Below are 16,166 nucleotides of genomic sequence, written 5' to 3'. Positions count from 1 at the left end.
TTAAATCACTCAATCAGTTATACAAATTGGAAAGGATGACACAGCTGTCGGGGGGATTGATGTAGCAAGCTAAATCAACATGTCGGGGTAGTAGTGCTGACAGCTGTGTCAAATTAGGCAGGGCTACAAACCCTGCGTTTCGCGTTACTTCATCAAGACATCCGTCATTTGGAGGCCGTAAATCAACACCAATCCAATAATGCCTGTCATTACAATGTAGTAGAACGTAGGGATAATCGTTTTACGCAATGTTGCGCCTTCTCGACCAAGCAAACCTACCGTGGCTGATGCGGCAACAACGTTGTGAATCGCAATCATGTTACCTGCGGCAGCACCAACGGCTTGAAGCGACACAACAATCACACTCGAAATAGACAGTGTTTGTGCCACTTCGAATTGGAACTGGCTGAACATCATGTTTGAAACCGTATTTGAGCCAGCGATGAACGCACCCAGCGCACCAACGGTGGCACTTAGTGCTGGGAACGCAGAACCGACAAGGTCAGAGGCAAAGTTCGCTGTTGTGACCGGCATGCTTGCTAGGTCAGCGCCGTTAATACCAGAGTTGATGAAGATACGAACCATCGGGATGGTAAATACCAAGACAAACCCCGCGCCAATCAGTGTTTTGCTTGACTCGCCAAACGCTTCACGCAATGGCTTTGCGCTACCGCTTTGTAACATTGCGGCAAGCAGTGCGACAAACACGAGGATGCCGCCTGGCAGGTACAACGGCTGAATAGCGGCGCTCACACCAGTCTCACCAAGAATATTGCTGAACGACAAACTTACGCTTTGTACAAAGCCTTTCAGTTCCGGACTTACGCGGCTTGCGACGAGAATTACTGCCAGCATTACATATGGTACCCAAGCTTTTACGATGCTCATTGGTTTGCCTGGATTGTCGTTTAGATCGACTTTTAGCGAGCCCAGCCATTCAGCAGGCCATTTGTCTTCGCTTTCGAAATCCCACTTAGTCTTTGGTACTAAGAAGCCTTTTTTCGCTGCGGTAACAACAATAGAAAGACCAACCAAACCACCGATTAGTGAAGGGAATTCTGCGCCCAAGAACACACCGGTTAACGCGTATGGCACAGTGAAAGAGACGCCTGCGAATAAAGCAAATGGTAGAATATCCAGACCTTCACTCCAGCTTCTGTTCTTGCCGAAGAAACGTGTTAACATCATCGCCATTAATACAGGGATCATCGTACCTACAACAGCGTGAATCACAGCAACGTGCGCGGTGATATCTTGCAGGTACATTTCCCATGTTGCGCCTTGTGCAGCCAAAGACTCACTGATGTTATGGGTGTCTAAACCTTTGTTTACACCCACGATGATTGGCGTACCCACCGCACCGAATGAAACTGGCGTTGACTGGATCATCATACCCATTAGGACAGCGGCAAGCGCGGGGAAGCCGATTGCAACCAGTAGTGGTGCAGCAATTGCTGCCGGGGTACCAAACCCTGATGCGCCTTCAATGAATGAGCCAAAACACCAAGCAATGATGATGGCTTGCACACGGCGGTCAGCTGAAATATCGGTAAATCCATTACGGATAGTGGTGATCGCTCCAGTGTGTTTTAAAGTGTTGAGCAAGAAGATGGCACCAAACACGATCCATAGAACAGAGACAGTAATGCCTAGCCCTTGGAATACAGAAGCCAGTACGCGATTGGCTGACATATCCCAAAACATTAGGGCAATAGCGACGGTTAAACCGAACGCAACAGGCATGGCTTTTTTAGCAGGCCAGTTGAGACCAACCAATAAGATGGCGGCAACAACAATTGGCGAAAATGCCACTAGGGCAAGTAGGGTTTCACTCATTTGTACATCCTTCGTACGCTGACTTCTCGAACGGTGTCAATCCGCTGTAGAGGTGACTTTTTGTTGTAATGGTTTTGTTAATTTGGCGTGAATTTACTCCTTTATTTTTTGTTGATATAGGGAAATAATGAAAATAATTAATTCCAAAAGTGACATAATCGTATGAGAGCAGACGACTTAATCCTATTTTCTCAAGTAATCGAACTGGGCAGTTTTAGTAAGGTTGCAGAAGCAAATAACCTTACAAATTCGGTAGTTAGCAAAAGAATGGCAAGGTTGGAGGAAGAGATAGGGGCGCAGCTATTATATCGAACAACGCGTAAATTGACCTTAACCGAAGCAGGTAAGGTGTTACTCCACAGTGCTAAAAATGTGAAGCAGGCCACTCAGGAGGCTATGGACGCTGTTGCAGGCTTTGGAGAGAATGTGAGCGGTCACATAAAAATGTCCGTGCCTTGTATCTCTGGAGATTTGATACTTGCTGATGCCGTTGCGGAATTTTGTAACCTTCATCCGGGTCTGACCGTGGACATGTCATTGGATAACCGCTTTGTCGATTTGGTGGCTGATGGTTATGATTTGGTCATTCGAACTGGCTACCTAGCCGATTCCAGTTTGATCGCACGACATATTCTCGATTCCCAATGGGTGGTATGCGCGTCCCCTTCATATATCGCTAAAAATGGGAAGCCGATCGAGCCGATTGATCTCACCACGCACAATTGTCTGCAATACGCTTACCAAACCACAGGTGCAACAGACTGGGAGTTTAAAGGCGAAGATGGTAATTACATCGTCAAAGTCTCGGGCTGCTTTTCTACTGATAACGCGACCGCATTACGTAAAGCCGCTCTGGGCGGCCATGGTATAGCTTACGTCCCGCGATGCTTGGTGTATCACGATATTCGCAATGGTCAACTGGTGGATATTTTTCCTGAACTAGTGGGTAAAAAGTTGGGTATCTATGCGGTGTACCCGTTTACTCGTCAACCACCGAATAAAGTGAAACTGCTTATTGAGCACATTCGTGATCGTTACTTAACGATATCTCATTATTTCTAGGTTCTTCATAGATTTAAAACAATGTCGTTGAAATCAATATTGGGTGCTCTAAGGTGGTCACCGCAATAAAACGATATGAAAATAAACAACTTAATAAAAACAACGGAGTAACACGGACGTTATGCATTACCCAAAAACACGTAAAGATTCTGTCGTGGACACTTACTTTGGTCACGACATTGCCGACCCTTATCGCTGGTTAGAAAATGATCGCAGCGAAGAAACCGCACAATGGGTTTCGGGTCAAAACTCGGTAACATTCGATTTTCTTGGTCAGATCCCGTATCGCCAACAGATTCGTGACTTGGTCGCAAACAGTCAAAATTACGAGAAATACTCTCAGCCATTTTTGCGCGGTGATTATACTTACTTTTACAAAAACGACGGTTTGCAAAACCAAAGCGTGCTGTATCGTCGTAAAGGGGAGGGAGAAGCCGAAGTCTTCCTTGACCCAAATACGTTCTCTGAAGAGGGCACGACCTCTCTTGGCGAAGTCAGCTTCTCGAAAGATTATCGTTTGGTCGCGTATTCCATCTCGGAAGGGGGCAGTGACTGGCGCAAGATCTTTGTTATTGATGCGGAAACCAAAGAACAGTTAGAGCCTGAGATTGTGGATGCGAAGTTTACGTCGATTTCTTGGCGGGGCAGCAAAGGCTTCTATTACTCAAGCTATGATAAGCCGCAAGGCAGTGAGTTATCTGCGCGAACTGAACATCACAAGCTTTATTATCATGAACTTGGTACACCTCAGTCTGAAGATAAAGTGATTTTCGGTGAGTTGGATACGCAGGTTCACCGTTATGTGTCTGGTACCACGACGACGGACGATCGCTTCCTCATTATTTCTGGCGCAGAATCCACATCGGGTAATCGTCTGTTTTATATCGATTTACAGTCTGAGTCCCAAGCGATTGTGACGCTTCGTGATACAACGCAAGGCGACACCTACTTGATTGATAGTCAAGACGAAACCTTGCTGCTTTACACCAACCTAGATGCGCCGAATGGCAAAGTTGTCAGCTACAACACCCGAACAGCGCAATGGATGGATGTGATTGCTGAACAAGAACAGCCGTTAGAAATCAGCAAAGGTGGCGGTTATCTGTTTGCGACTTATATGGTGGATGTACTTTCTAAAGTGCAGCAGTTTAACTACCAAGGTGAATGGATTCGAGATGTTGAACTGCCGGGAGAGGGTACGGCTTATGGTCTAGCGGGTAAAAAAGAAGAAACCACGCTGTATTACACCTTTACTAACTACGTGACGCCACCGACGATCTTCTCATTTGATGTTGAGTCTGGTGAATCGACGCTGTTTCAAGAATCAAAAGCGCCATTCGATCGCAGTGAGTATGAATCAAAACAGGTGTTCTACACCTCAAAAGATGGCACGCAAGTACCGATGATCATCTCATACAAGAAGGGCATCGCACTTGATGGTAGTGCGCCAACCATGCTGTATGGTTATGGCGGTTTTAATATCAGCCTCACTCCGATGTTTTCTGGCAATGTGGCCAACTGGCTAGAATTGGGTGGTATTTACGCTGTAGCCAACATGCGAGGCGGCGGTGAATACGGTAAAGCTTGGCACAACGCAGGCACTCAGCAGCAAAAGCAAAACGTATTTGATGACTTTATTGCGGCGGCGGAATACCTGATTGAAAACGACTACACTAGCTCCGAGCGTCTAGCGATTCGTGGTGGTTCAAATGGCGGCTTGTTGGTTGGTGCGTGTATGACGCAACGTCCTGAGTTATTTAAGGTGGCGCTGCCAGCCGTAGGTGTGCTTGATATGCTCCGTTACCACACGTTTACGTCTGGAGAAGGCTGGAAGTATGACTATGGCACCTCTGAGCAAAGCGAAGCGATGTTCCAATACTTGCTTGGCTACTCTCCTGTTCACAATGTAAAAGAAGGCGTGCAGTATCCTGCGACATTGGTGACAACCGCCGATCACGACGATCGTGTGGTTCCAGCACATTCGTACAAGTTTATTGCGGAGCTGCAAGACAAGCAGCAAGGTGCTAATCCAGTATTGATACGCATTGATGTCAATGCTGGTCATGGTGCAGGAATGCCGCTGAGTAAGCAAATTGACCTCACCACAGACGTGTATGCATTTACGTTACATAATATGGGTATTGAGTCGATTTAATGCCCTAGTTGCTCGAAGCTTCTGAGAATAAAAAATGCCGCGACAGTGTCGCGGCATTTTTCATGGTTGGGGGAACTCAATTTATACTGTTTGCCAGTATTTGAGCCAGGTTGACTAAGTCTGACTCTTGAACCAACCAGTCTCGGCGGCCAAACCGAAAGGCAGCTACGCCATTCTTAAGACAAGATGAATTTATCACCTTTTCTTAATCCTAGTTTATGAATATGAAACTGTGATGAACCTAAGCCGCATTGTGCTGATTTTCACTGTTTTCAAGATCAAATGAGGCATCTATCAGTTTTTTCGTGTAGTCATTTTTAGGGTTTTGGAAAATATTTTCGGCTGTACCTTGTTCCATGACCTCGCCTTTTTGCATGACAAGAACACGATCAGAAAGGGCTTTGACGACTGATAGATCGTGGCTAATAAACAAGTAGCCAATGTTATGCTTTATCTGCAAATCTTTCAGGAGATCAATCACAGTCAGTTGAACCGAGCGGTCCAATGCAGAGGTCGGCTCATCAAGCAAAATAAACGAAGGTTCAAGGATCAGTGCTCGCGCGATAGCAATACGTTGACGCTGGCCTCCTGAAAACTCGTGCGGATAACGGTTGATAGACGCGGGATCTAAGCGAACCTCTCGAAGCACGTCGCGTGCTTTCTGCATACGTTCTTTTTTACTCAACATTGGCTGGTGGACAGTTAATCCTTCAGTGATGATCTCGCCGACAGTCATACGAGGAGAAAGCGAACCATAAGGGTCTTGGAACACCATCTGAACGTCTTTTTTCAGCTCAAAACGTTCTTTGTTTGTTAGCAAAGCCATGTCTTGGCCTTTGTATTCGATTTTACCTGTGGATGGCAGGAGGCCTATCAATGCGCGGCCGAGGGTAGACTTGCCTGAACCGGATTCCCCAACAATCCCGAGTGTTTCCCCTTGTTTGAGCTCAAGAGAAATGCCTTTTACCGCTTCGAAGTACTCATTTTTACTGGCAATAAAATGCGACTTTATCAAGAATTTGACTCGTATATCGTCAGCTTTTAATAGTTGTGTAGCATTCTCGCTAATAGGGTCCTTACTGCCTTTTGGAATAGAGTTGATCAGCATACGTGTGTATTCGTGCTTTGGGTCCTCGAAGAGCATTTGCGTTTCGCCTTCTTCGACGACTTCTCCTTTACACATCACAATGACACGGTCGGCAAAGTGTTTTACGACGCCTAAGTCATGAGTAATAAATAGGATTGCCATGCCCATCTGAGCCTGAATTTCTTTAATCAGGTGCAACACTTCTGCTTGAACCGTGACATCCAACGCCGTTGTTGGTTCGTCGGCGATCAAAATATCGGGCTCGTTAATCAGTGCCATTGCAATCATGATGCGTTGCAACTGACCGCCAGAAAACTCGTGCGGATATTTGCTGTACGCTTTCTCTGGCTCTGGCATGTGAACCAGTTCAAACAGCTCTAACACTCTCGCTTTGGCTTTCCGTCTATCCACTGGACGGTGGCACATGATGGCCTCAGCAACTTGGATCCCCACCCGCATGTATGGGTTCAGTGAGGTCATTGGCTCCTGAAAAATCATACCGATACGATCACCGCGAACGCTTTGCATTTCACGCTCCGTTTTATCCAAGATGGAGCTACCCTCAAACATGATGGATGAGTCCGTATGCAAAATAGCGTTGTCTGGCAATAGTTTCATCAGTGCATTGGTTGATACTGACTTGCCAGACCCAGACTCGCCAACGATGGAAAGCGTTTCGCCTGCTTTTAAATCGAAGCTAACATTCTTTACTGCATCGACGATCCCATCGTTTGTCGTAAAGCTGACCGATAGGTTATTCACCGAAAGAATGGTTTTAGAAGACATCACAGATCCTTGTGGTTGATAAAGCAAATGAAACACAAGCAATGGGCTGCGCTAAGTCTGGCAGACCTCATTGCTTGGATTCTAGATTAATTGTACAGGTGAGAAGGCGAAGACTTTGCCGAACTCATCGCTTGCAAATGCAAAAACTGCTCATGTGCGCGCGTCACATGGTCTAGCTCAATCATCCATTGAGCATTACGTTGAGCGGAGCAAAATGCCGCCATATGAGCTAACAAGTCTTCACTTTGTTGACCAAGTAAATGACCCACACGCTCAATAAGTTCATGATTCTCTAGTTGCAAGAATTGGAATAGTGCGTACGTTTGATTGAGTGTTGAAAAAGCATCGTGCTGCAATCCGAGTTTGTTGAGAATCTCCGATTGTGCGACGCACGCATCTCTCAGCCCGGTGATGAGACAGACAAACTGACAAGGTTTGGTTTGAGCATTTTCGAGCGCCGAATGAATGTGGTTCGGTAGATTGCTGAGTACATCGTCGTATAAACGATGTGCCTCGGGCCAGTGGCCTTGTTCCATCAATTGCTCTGCTTTCAAGTAGCGCATCCAGCATTGCTCAATATTCATGTCCATCTCCACAAGAGTTGATTTGTTTTGATATTAAATGAAATTGATTATCAATTGCAAGTGCGTATTAATATCATTTTTGTGCTCATAAAATGTCCAATCAAACTAGGGTGGAAGGTAAATCACTTAAAATTAAGCAAATAATCTCTACACTCAAATGACGAAAATAAGAAAAAAGGAAGTGGATATGGCAATACTAAGATTGGAAGCTAAGCAGCTATATTCTGTAGCAGATCTAGAGAATATGCCATGTAAGTCGACCAAGGAGTTACCTCCAATTGATGAGATTGTGGGCCAAGAGCGCGCGCAAAAAGCGGTCGAGTTTGCGATGTCCATCAAAGAGAAAGGGTATAACATCTACGCCATTGGTCAGAATGGGCTAGGTAAACGCACCATGATCCTGCGCTATCTGAATCGTCACCAGCACGATGCAGCAGCCTTGTTTGATTGGTGTTACGTTGCGAACTTTGAAGATACCCGCACACCCAAGGTGTTGAAGCTGCCTTGTGGTATCGGGAATAAGTTACGTGTTGATATTGAAGCCTTAATGGGCAAATTACTGAATGCTTTACCCCTAGCGTTCGACAATGAAATGTACTTTAGCCGAGCTGAGCGATTAAAAAACCAATTGGCGGCGAAGCAACAAAACGAGCTGGACCGCATTAGCCGAGAGGCAAAAGAGAAAGGCATTAGCTTGACGCTTACCACACAAGGCGATTATCAGTTTGTCGCCATGAATGGTGACGAGCTTCATACGGAAGAGTCTTTTGATGAACTAAGTAAGAAAGAGCAAGAGCAGTTCAGCGATGCTATTGATGAACTCGAAGTGCGGTTACGTTCGATGGTCCGTGAACTCACAGAGTGGGAAGAAACTTACAGCGACAAAATCAAAAAGCTTAATGATGAAGTGACGCTCGATGTGATTACTCACTTCATTAAAAAGCTCAAAGTGGATTACGCGGAATATTCTGAAATCAAAACGTACTTAACTGAGCTGCAAAAAGATATTGTTGAAAACGCAGATATCTTCCTTGATCAAAGTGGTGAGCAAGGCGAAATTGCGACGGCGTCGTTGGATAAAAAATTGCCACGTCGTTATAAAGTGAACGTCTTGGTAAGTCGCAACAGCAGTGACTTTCCTATCGTTGTTGAAGAAAACCCCAATTACCATTCGCTCTTCGGTTCGATTGAGACAGCCACTTTCAAGGGAACCGTGTTTACCGACTTTTCGCTGATTCGTGCGGGGAGTTTGCATAAGGCGAATGGCGGCGTTCTGTTAATGGATGCACAGAAAGTGCTTGAACAGCCTTACGTTTGGGATGGTTTGAAGCGCGCACTGCGTGCTCGTCAATTGAGCTTTACCTCCCTAGAAAAAGAAGTGACATTGACAGGGGCGGTATCACTCGATCCCGAGCCTATCCCGCTCGATATTAAAATCATTCTGTTTGGTGACTACCGAACTTATCAATTACTGCAGCATTACGATCCAGAGTTCAGTGAGTTGTTCCGAGTGACAGCAGATTTTGAAGATGAGATGAAGCGGACGCCAGAATCGGAACTGCACTATGCGCGCTTTATTTCTAGCGTCGTGAACGACAACAATATGCTGCACTGTGATAGAAAGTCCATGGGACGGATTATCGAATACAGTTCACGCTTGTCTGGTGATCAAACCAAGCTATCACTCCACTCTGCCAATATTGCGAATTTATTACGTGAGTCAAACTACGTTGCTCGTCAAGCCAACTCCAACATGATCCGTATCGGTCATGTGGAAGAGGCGCTCAAGAACCAAGAAATGCGAGTGAGCCGATTACGCGACAACGTGATGGAAACGTTTGTTAACGGTACAACCTTGATTCGCACTGAAGGGAAGGCTATCGGTCAAGTGAATGCCCTCTCGGTATTAAGTACCAGCGACTACATGTTTGGTGCGCCGAATCGCATCACCGCGACGACGTGTTACGGTGATGGGGATGTTATCGATATCGAACGCAGTGTGGATTTGGGCGGCAGTATTCACTCTAAAGGCGTGATGATTCTATCGGCCTACTTGTCTTCCGTGTTTGGTAAAACGGCGCGAGTACCATTAACCACAACGATTACGTTTGAGCAATCTTATGGTGGTGTCGACGGTGATAGTGCCAGCATGGCAGAGTTATGTGCTGTGGTGTCTGCTTTTTCAAAGCAACCAAACCGACAAGACATTGCGATTACAGGCTCAATGAATCAGTTTGGTGAAGCTCAGCCGATTGGTGGTGTGAACGAAAAAATTGAAGGCTTTTACGATGTGTGTGTGATTAAAGGTCGTCATGAAGGGCAGGGGGTCATTATCCCGCAATCTAATGTTCATAACTTGATGCTCCGTTCCGACATCGTGAAAGCAGTAGAAAAAGGTGAGTTTAATATTTGGGCGATTGATCATGTCACTGAAGCCATCGAGCTGTTCACGGGGAAAGTCGCCGGTGAGCCAACCGATGAAGGTTCTTATCCAATAGATACGATTTTTGGCCTTGCTCAAGCTAAGCTCAATTCGTTGAGAAAATAGCCTAAAACCGCCCTAAATGTGAATGTATCTCATCATAAGTGATCACAATTTATCATAACGACAATATCCCGACACTACTGTCGGGGTATTGTCAATAACAGATTGAAAATGGGGACTTTTTGTACTAGACAAAAGTGTGATCGACCTCTAATATTCGCCACTTGTTTATTCGTCTGGGAACTTTCCCGTCGCAAGGAAGCATAGATATTCAAATAACCGAAATGCAGCTTCAGTATTGAGAGTTGCTTGAGTTCGTTTGGATATAGGCATCACGCATACAACTGAGGTCCAGTCATGCAGTTATCACTGAAAAATTTGTCAGTACGAACGCAAATTTTGGTTCCGGTATTATTTACCGCGATTGTTTTGTTTATTGCTTTGTGGATTACTAAAAACAATCTTCAAGCTGAGCAAGATGTTATTGCTTCCAACCAAGAGTCTTTGGTTTTCCATAAAGACACTTTGGCGCGTATTGACGATGAAATTTATCCACTTCGTATTACAGCGGTTTACGCTATCTACGACGCTTCCCGTCGTGAAAATTTTCTTAATGAATTGAAAGAAGGCTTAAAGCAGGTTGAAGCTGATTTAAGTGCGATTGAAGCTCGTAATCTGTTTCGTGAAGATGCGATTAAAGTTCGCCAAGCGATCGAAGCCTATGTTCGATATTCAGAGCGCTCAGTGGCTTTCTTTAACCAGTACGATCAAGGCTTGAAATCGGACAGTGAGTACCGTGCATTCATTAAAGAGTACCGTAATGTTGGCCGAGAAATGGTTCAACAAATCAATACTCTGTCGAAGCATGTGAATGATCAAGCAGAGCAGTCAACCATAAGAAGCCATCAACAGAATGAGCGTGTACAAAACAACGCTATGCTGACAGTTCTTGCGGTATTTGCGTTCTCATTGGTGGGGGCGTGGATCTTATCAGGCATGATTGTTACGCCTATTCAAAAACTTCAAGAAGTGATGCGTCAGTTAGCAATGGGCAACTTGTCAGTTCGCGCAGATGTAGACGGTGATAACGAAATTGCGAAGCTGAGCAAAGATGTTAACCAAACAGCAGAACAGCTTTACAACACGGTCGACCAGCTAACTCGCATCAGTGAAGAGGTGGCATCGGCATCGACTGAGCTTGCCGCAGTAATGACGCAAGCAGAAGCGAATGCTCAGCTAGAGCTCGCTGAGATCGAACAAGTGGCATCGGCTGTTAATGAACTTGCCAGCACCGCAAACAACGTGAGCGATAACGCAACGTCTGCGGATTCGACAGCTCGCGAAGCTGATGGTCTTGCGCAATCAGGTCTGGCTATCTTCCAAGAGAGCGCAGAAGCAAGCGCACAGATGTCTCAAGCATTGAACGATGCAGCGCAAGTGGTACTGCGTTTAAAAGAGCAGTCGGTTCAGATCAACGACGTTATTGAAGTGATTCGCGGTGTCTCTGAGCAGACCAACTTACTCGCATTGAACGCTGCGATTGAAGCAGCGCGTGCTGGTGAGTCTGGTCGTGGTTTTGCGGTTGTTGCGGATGAAGTACGTATGCTCGCGGCACGCACGCAAGACTCGACTCAAGAGATCCAAACGATTATTGAAGAACTTCAAGCGCAGTCTGGGCTTGCGAATGACAGCATGCAAGTCAGCCTTGATATGCTCAGTCGTAACAACGAACTGACGCAACAAGCGAATGAGGCATTGGTTGGTATTACCGAGTCGGTAGCCAACATTAACGATTCAAACACGCAAGTGGCAACCGCAGCCGAAGAGCAGTCTCAAGTCACTCAAGACATCAACCGCAACGTGGTTAACATGTCTGAACTGGTTAACCAGAATGTGGCGGGTATCAGTCAAAGCGCAAGCGCGAGCACTGAGCTTTCATTACTTGCAGAGAAGCAGAAAGAGCAATTGAGCTTCTTTAAGCTTTAATTCGCTATTCGCCTAGCAAAATGTATAAATCCCTGAGCTATTGCTTGGGGATTTTTTTGTTTGTGAGAAACTGATTTAAAATCAGGAAGTCTATCTAAAACAGTCATTTAGTGAAAATATTTTGCGATCAAAATCACATATAGTGAGATTATTTTTACATTTTTTGCGTCAAAATTTTTTTGACGCGAACGATTTTTTTACCTCAACCGATAACTTGATGGTTGAGAGGTATTCATATCGTCATTTTACTTGGTGTTTTCTTCTATAAGTGCTGTTTATTCAACGCGTTGCGTGAAAAATAACAGCTGCTACTATGCCGCCAGTTTTCTCGTTGGTACAGAAAAGTCCTGTTTTTCTGGTGAGAAAACACATATAAAACAATGATATGGAAAATAACAATGAAATTAAAAACTTTAGCTGTAGCAGTGGCGCTAATGGCATCAGGATCTCAAGTTGTCGCTTCAGAACTATACAACCAAGATGGCACTTCTCTTGAGATGGGCGGCCGCGCTGAAGCGCGTCTTTCTATGATGGATGGTAAGGCAAAAGACCGTACTCGCATCCGTCTTAACTTCCTAGGCAAACAGGAAATCAATGAAAACCTATACGGTGTTGGTTTTTGGGAAGGTGAGTTCGAAACAAAAGAAGAAGGTGCCGTAGATAACAACAGTGATCTTGAAACTCGTTACGCTTACGCAGGCCTAGGCGGTAAATACGGTGAAGTAACTTACGGTAAAAACGACGGTGCATTATTCGTTCTTACTGACTTTACCGATATTATGGCTTACCACGGTAACACTGCAGCACTTAAACTGCCTGTATCTGACCGTACAGACAACATGCTTTCTTACAAAGGCCAATTCGAGCAACTAGCTGTACGTGCTAGCTACCGCTTTGCTGATCGCACAACAGATGCAAAAGGTTTTACAGATAACGAGGAAGATGGCTTCTCTCTATCTGGTATCTACGCATTTGCTAATACTGGTATTGAACTAGGTGCTGGTTATGCAGACCAAAACGATAGTGATGAGTTCATGCTTGCTGCTGCATACTCTGTAGGTGATTTCTACTTCGCTGGTAACTACACAGGCGCAGACGTGGATGTTGCAGGTGAGTCTGCGGATTACAAAGGCTACGAACTAGCTGCATCATACACTATGGGTCAAACTGTATTTACTTCTACGTTCAACAAAGGTGAGCTAGAAGATGCTGATACTGTAGAAAACCTAGCTGTTGATGTTACTTACTACTTCAAGCCTAACTTCCGTGGCTACGCATCATACAACTTCGATCTAATGGATAACGAAGGTGCTGATGAAAAAGATGAGCTAGCGCTAGGTCTACGTTACGACTTCTAAGTCGAAACTGTTATCTAAGATTCTGCCTTATTCTTAGTAAACAAAACCCCTTACTTTACAGTAAGGGGTTTCTTGTTTTCCGGGTATCAAAACTGGCCGATGCTTGGTGCTCGTTATCAAAGCTACCTTTTTAGTGTGAGTTTAGTCCCATCAAATTTTAGGTGACTCAGGAGACTTTTAGCGTTGGTTTTACCAACCTCATCAAACTCCATTCCATAGCGAGCATGGTGTGTCGATTTTTGTAAGTTACAAATACGACCTCGCAATGGCGCGAGCATGTGGCTTTCACCGGGCATGGTTAGGTCCAATGAAACGCGATCACCAACCTGAAGTGGTCGGCTCATTGGTGATGTCACAAAGCGGCACCCACTACGAGATAAATCTCTTATCTCGCATTCAGTTCGATAGGCTTCTAAACAAACGCGCGCTCTCAAATTCACTTCGTAACGTACTTCTTTACGAAGCTGAAAGACCTGCATGGTGTTAGGTAGACTTAGCACTAAAATTGGATACGGGTCGCCGAGTCGGTGCTGCAATTGCGCCCGAAATGGAATGACAGCACCTTCCCCTCGATGAGAGTACGCTTTTACATTGATCCAAAAGCCTTCTTGAAAATAGAATTTCAAGTCCTCATCGGAGATGTTCGGAACCTCTATCAATGCGGTATTATTTGAGTGACAGCCGACAAATGTGCTGGTTGTAATAAACTTGGTACCAACAGGTGTCGTGACGTTTAAACTTACTTCACTGCCATGTTCGACCATTGCCATTGCATCGGTGCTATTTAGTGTACTTGCCTGACGTTCGGGTGCCTTCTTGCTTTGCAGAGGTAGTTTGCCGTCTCTGGCAATAGGGCTCATATTTCTCATTATTATTGTCGTACCTGATTTGAGAAGGTAAGGGCGTGAAGTGACAGAGCACTTCCGCATGGTGTTGATTCTATTCAGTGATATAGTTTGATTCAATCAATCCGTAACAAAAATTAGAGAGCAAGATATGCATAAAGTAACTCATGAAGTTGAAAACAACACATTTTGGGTTGATTTAGAACAAGGTTATAAAGCCAAGGTGGTTTATCAGCTTGAGAATAATGTCATGCACATCACATCAACCGTAGTTCCTGAAGCATTACGAGGTAAAGGGTACGGAAAAGTGATGATGGAAGCGGTATTGCCAGAAATTGAGGCACTCGGTTATCAAATCAAACCAGTCTGTCCATATGTCATTCATTATATGGAGAAAAACCAAGCGTGGTCACATCTGCTTGCATGATGGTGAACGACAACCACCAACGTTACCAAAGCATTGGCCAGGAGCTAAAGCTCGGGAATTATCAATCGGTAGAAGTCATACAATCGCTATGGGGAGGCTATGGTGAGTTAGTCCGAGTTACTTATTCAACTTGTTCGGTGATCATTAAGCATGTAAAACTCCCTAAGCCTTCAGAGCATCCAAGAGGTTGGAATACTGACCGATCTCACCAAAGAAAGCTGCACTCTTATCAGGTGGAAGTGAATTGGTATACGCATTTTTCCAGAGAGGTGAGCACTCGCTGCCGAGTACCACAAGGTCTAAAAACATTCCAATCGGAGAATGAATGGCTCATTGTGATGGAAGACCTCGCCGAGGCGGGCTTTCCAAAAGTCATCACCGATGCAAAGCTAGAGCATCTACGAGCCTGCCTTGCTTGGTTGGCGAACTTTCATGCGCGTTACATCGGTGTTCGCTCGGATAAGCTGTGGCATATCGGCACGTATTGGCACTTGGCAACCAGACCTGATGAGCTTGAGGTGCTGCAAGACACCGAGCTAAAAAATGCCGCTCAATTAATTGATCAAACGCTTTCGCAAGCCAAGTTCAAGACGCTTGTACACGGTGATGCCAAATTGGCTAACTTCTGTTTTGATCGAGAAGAATCAAGCGTTGCTGCGGTCGACTTTCAATACGTTGGACATGGTTGTGCGATGAAAGACGTAGCACTGTTCATGAGCAGCGCCGTCAAGCCAGAACGTTGTGCAGAGATGGAAGTTTGGGTCTTGGATACGTATTTTGCTCAGTTGCAACAAGCGTTAATGGTTTATCAGCCGAATCTTGACCCCAATGAAGTCGAGCGCGAATGGCGTCCTTTGTTTGCGGTTGCGTGGGCTGACTTTCAACGCTTTGTGAAAGGCTGGAGCCCAGATCACTGGAAGATCAATCCTTACACAGAAGCATTGACTAGCAGAGCGCTGGCTCACTTACGAAAGTGAGTAGAAGTTTAAAAAGAAAAGCCTCCAATTAGGAGGCTTTGATTTACTTTTTACTTGGCCTGATACGTGCCATGTAATAGGTATTGATGAACTCGCCATCTCGGAAGGAGCCATCAATCGCTTCGCCCTCAATTTGAAATCCATGCTTTTTGTACAGGCCAATGGCGGCGCCATTATCGGCGTTGACTTCTATCTGAATTCTTCTCACGTTTAGCCAGTTATCTGCCAGTTCAGTGACTGTTTCAATCAACTTGCTACCAATACCGAGCCCATGGAAGCTGTCATGCACTCCGATGCCAAATGATGCTGTGTGCATTGTTCTTGGACGCTGCGAGTGATGAAAGCCAATGTTACCCACTACTTTACCATCGATTTCAGCGACGTAGCTGTAAACGCCAGCGGGCATATTTGACAATCGTTCTACCCACATTGCGAGCGAAGGTTTTGGGAGTTGCAGGGTTTCACGTTGTGCTTTTGGTTGTGAATAGATTTCTACGAGTGCCGCTGCGTCTTCAACGGTTGTTGGACGTACGATAATTTCCATGCTTCTCTCCTTCGCTTTTTAGTATTAATTTTCA

General features: G+C 45.3%; 12 protein-coding genes. 7 read left to right on the top strand and 5 right to left on the bottom strand.

Annotated elements, in window-relative coordinates:
• Window positions 1-144: 144 nt before the first annotated feature.
• A complete protein-coding gene (locus CBX98_RS11085; RefSeq protein ID WP_006741952.1) occupies window positions 145-1,836 on the bottom strand; it encodes an L-lactate permease in 1,692 nt (563 codons plus the stop codon).
• Window positions 1,837-1,998: 162 nt separating this feature from the next.
• On the opposite strand from CBX98_RS11085, the gene CBX98_RS11080 reads away from it, so the two are divergent.
• The gene (locus tag CBX98_RS11080; RefSeq protein WP_005375112.1) at window positions 1,999-2,898 is read left to right on the top strand and encodes a LysR family transcriptional regulator; all 900 of its coding nucleotides are present in this window, start codon (window positions 1,999-2,001) and stop codon (window positions 2,896-2,898) included.
• A 121-nt stretch (window positions 2,899-3,019) separates the two neighbouring features.
• Complete coding sequence (locus tag CBX98_RS11075; RefSeq protein ID WP_109169217.1) at window positions 3,020-5,053, top strand: prolyl oligopeptidase family serine peptidase; 2,034 nt, start codon at window positions 3,020-3,022, stop codon at window positions 5,051-5,053.
• Window positions 5,054-5,294: 241 nt separating this feature from the next.
• Here the strand turns inward: CBX98_RS11075 and CBX98_RS11070 are convergent, their stop codons facing one another.
• Together CBX98_RS11070 and CBX98_RS11065 are read right to left on the bottom strand one after the other, a co-directional pair.
• On the bottom strand, window positions 5,295-6,926 hold the full coding sequence (locus CBX98_RS11070) for an ABC transporter ATP-binding protein (protein ID WP_109169216.1): 1,632 nt from the start codon (window positions 6,924-6,926) through the stop codon (window positions 5,295-5,297).
• Between the two features lie 86 nt (window positions 6,927-7,012).
• Window positions 7,013-7,510 (bottom strand): hypothetical protein, encoded by a 498-nt coding sequence (locus tag CBX98_RS11065; protein ID WP_046875772.1) that lies wholly within the window; start codon window positions 7,508-7,510, stop codon window positions 7,013-7,015.
• A 187-nt stretch (window positions 7,511-7,697) separates the two neighbouring features.
• On the opposite strand from CBX98_RS11065, the gene CBX98_RS11060 reads away from it, so the two are divergent.
• The 3 genes from CBX98_RS11060 to CBX98_RS11050 all read left to right on the top strand — a co-directional run bounded on the left by CBX98_RS11060 (window position 7,698) and on the right by CBX98_RS11050 (window position 13,339).
• Window positions 7,698-10,058, top strand: coding sequence for an ATP-binding protein (locus tag CBX98_RS11060; RefSeq protein ID WP_109169215.1), 2,361 nt, complete (start codon window positions 7,698-7,700; stop codon window positions 10,056-10,058).
• 294 nt (window positions 10,059-10,352) lie between these two features.
• Window positions 10,353-11,981 carry a methyl-accepting chemotaxis protein gene (locus CBX98_RS11055; RefSeq protein ID WP_005394881.1) on the top strand — a complete coding sequence of 543 codons (1,629 nt, stop codon included), beginning with the start codon at window positions 10,353-10,355 and terminating at the stop codon, window positions 11,979-11,981.
• 398 nt (window positions 11,982-12,379) lie between these two features.
• A complete protein-coding gene (locus tag CBX98_RS11050; RefSeq protein WP_005394882.1) occupies window positions 12,380-13,339 on the top strand; it encodes a porin in 960 nt (319 codons plus the stop codon).
• 122 nt (window positions 13,340-13,461) lie between these two features.
• On the opposite strand, the gene CBX98_RS11045 is transcribed toward CBX98_RS11050, so the two are convergent.
• Window positions 13,462-14,199, bottom strand: coding sequence for a flagellar brake protein (locus tag CBX98_RS11045; RefSeq protein ID WP_041853113.1), 738 nt, complete (start codon window positions 14,197-14,199; stop codon window positions 13,462-13,464).
• 136 nt (window positions 14,200-14,335) lie between these two features.
• Here CBX98_RS11045 and CBX98_RS11040 point away from each other — a divergent pair, with 136 nt between their 5' ends.
• Both CBX98_RS11040 and CBX98_RS11035 read left to right on the top strand, forming a co-directional pair.
• A complete protein-coding gene (locus tag CBX98_RS11040; protein ID WP_006741945.1) occupies window positions 14,336-14,611 on the top strand; it encodes a GNAT family N-acetyltransferase in 276 nt (91 codons plus the stop codon).
• On the top strand, window positions 14,611-15,588 hold the full coding sequence (locus CBX98_RS11035; protein WP_172605963.1) for a phosphotransferase: 978 nt from the start codon (window positions 14,611-14,613) through the stop codon (window positions 15,586-15,588). Before CBX98_RS11040 ends, CBX98_RS11035 begins: the two co-directional genes overlap by 1 nt.
• A 43-nt stretch (window positions 15,589-15,631) precedes the next feature.
• Here the strand turns inward: CBX98_RS11035 and CBX98_RS11030 are convergent, their stop codons facing one another.
• Complete coding sequence (locus CBX98_RS11030) at window positions 15,632-16,132, bottom strand: GNAT family N-acetyltransferase (RefSeq protein ID WP_054866853.1); 501 nt, start codon at window positions 16,130-16,132, stop codon at window positions 15,632-15,634.
• Window positions 16,133-16,166 lie beyond the last annotated feature (34 nt).

Source organism: Vibrio sp. T9 (assembly GCF_003123985.1).
GTDB classification, from domain to species: Bacteria; Pseudomonadota; Gammaproteobacteria; order Enterobacterales; family Vibrionaceae; genus Vibrio; species Vibrio diabolicus.
Note: the sequence above shows the minus strand (reverse complement) of the source record. Positions and strands in the feature narration are given on the sequence as shown.

Excerpts from the sequence above, each read along its gene's own strand:
- CBX98_RS11060 (WP_109169215.1), top strand. The coding sequence starts at position 7,698 with ATGGCAATACTAAGATTGGAAGCTAAGCAGCTATATTCTGTAGCAGAT.
- CBX98_RS11085 (WP_006741952.1), bottom strand. The coding sequence starts at position 1,836 with ATGAGTGAAACCCTACTTGCCCTAGTGGCATTTTCGCCAATTGTTGTT.
- CBX98_RS11080 (WP_005375112.1), top strand. The coding sequence starts at position 1,999 with ATGAGAGCAGACGACTTAATCCTATTTTCTCAAGTAATCGAACTGGGC.
- CBX98_RS11075 (WP_109169217.1), top strand. The coding sequence starts at position 3,020 with ATGCATTACCCAAAAACACGTAAAGATTCTGTCGTGGACACTTACTTT.
- CBX98_RS11040 (WP_006741945.1), top strand. The coding sequence starts at position 14,336 with ATGCATAAAGTAACTCATGAAGTTGAAAACAACACATTTTGGGTTGAT.
- CBX98_RS11070 (WP_109169216.1), bottom strand. The coding sequence starts at position 6,926 with ATGTCTTCTAAAACCATTCTTTCGGTGAATAACCTATCGGTCAGCTTT.
- CBX98_RS11045 (WP_041853113.1), bottom strand. The coding sequence starts at position 14,199 with ATGAGCCCTATTGCCAGAGACGGCAAACTACCTCTGCAAAGCAAGAAG.
- CBX98_RS11030 (WP_054866853.1), bottom strand. The coding sequence starts at position 16,132 with ATGGAAATTATCGTACGTCCAACAACCGTTGAAGACGCAGCGGCACTC.
- CBX98_RS11050 (WP_005394882.1), top strand. The coding sequence starts at position 12,380 with ATGAAATTAAAAACTTTAGCTGTAGCAGTGGCGCTAATGGCATCAGGA.
- CBX98_RS11055 (WP_005394881.1), top strand. The coding sequence starts at position 10,353 with ATGCAGTTATCACTGAAAAATTTGTCAGTACGAACGCAAATTTTGGTT.
- CBX98_RS11065 (WP_046875772.1), bottom strand. The coding sequence starts at position 7,510 with ATGAATATTGAGCAATGCTGGATGCGCTACTTGAAAGCAGAGCAATTG.
- CBX98_RS11035 (WP_172605963.1), top strand. The coding sequence starts at position 14,611 with ATGGTGAACGACAACCACCAACGTTACCAAAGCATTGGCCAGGAGCTA.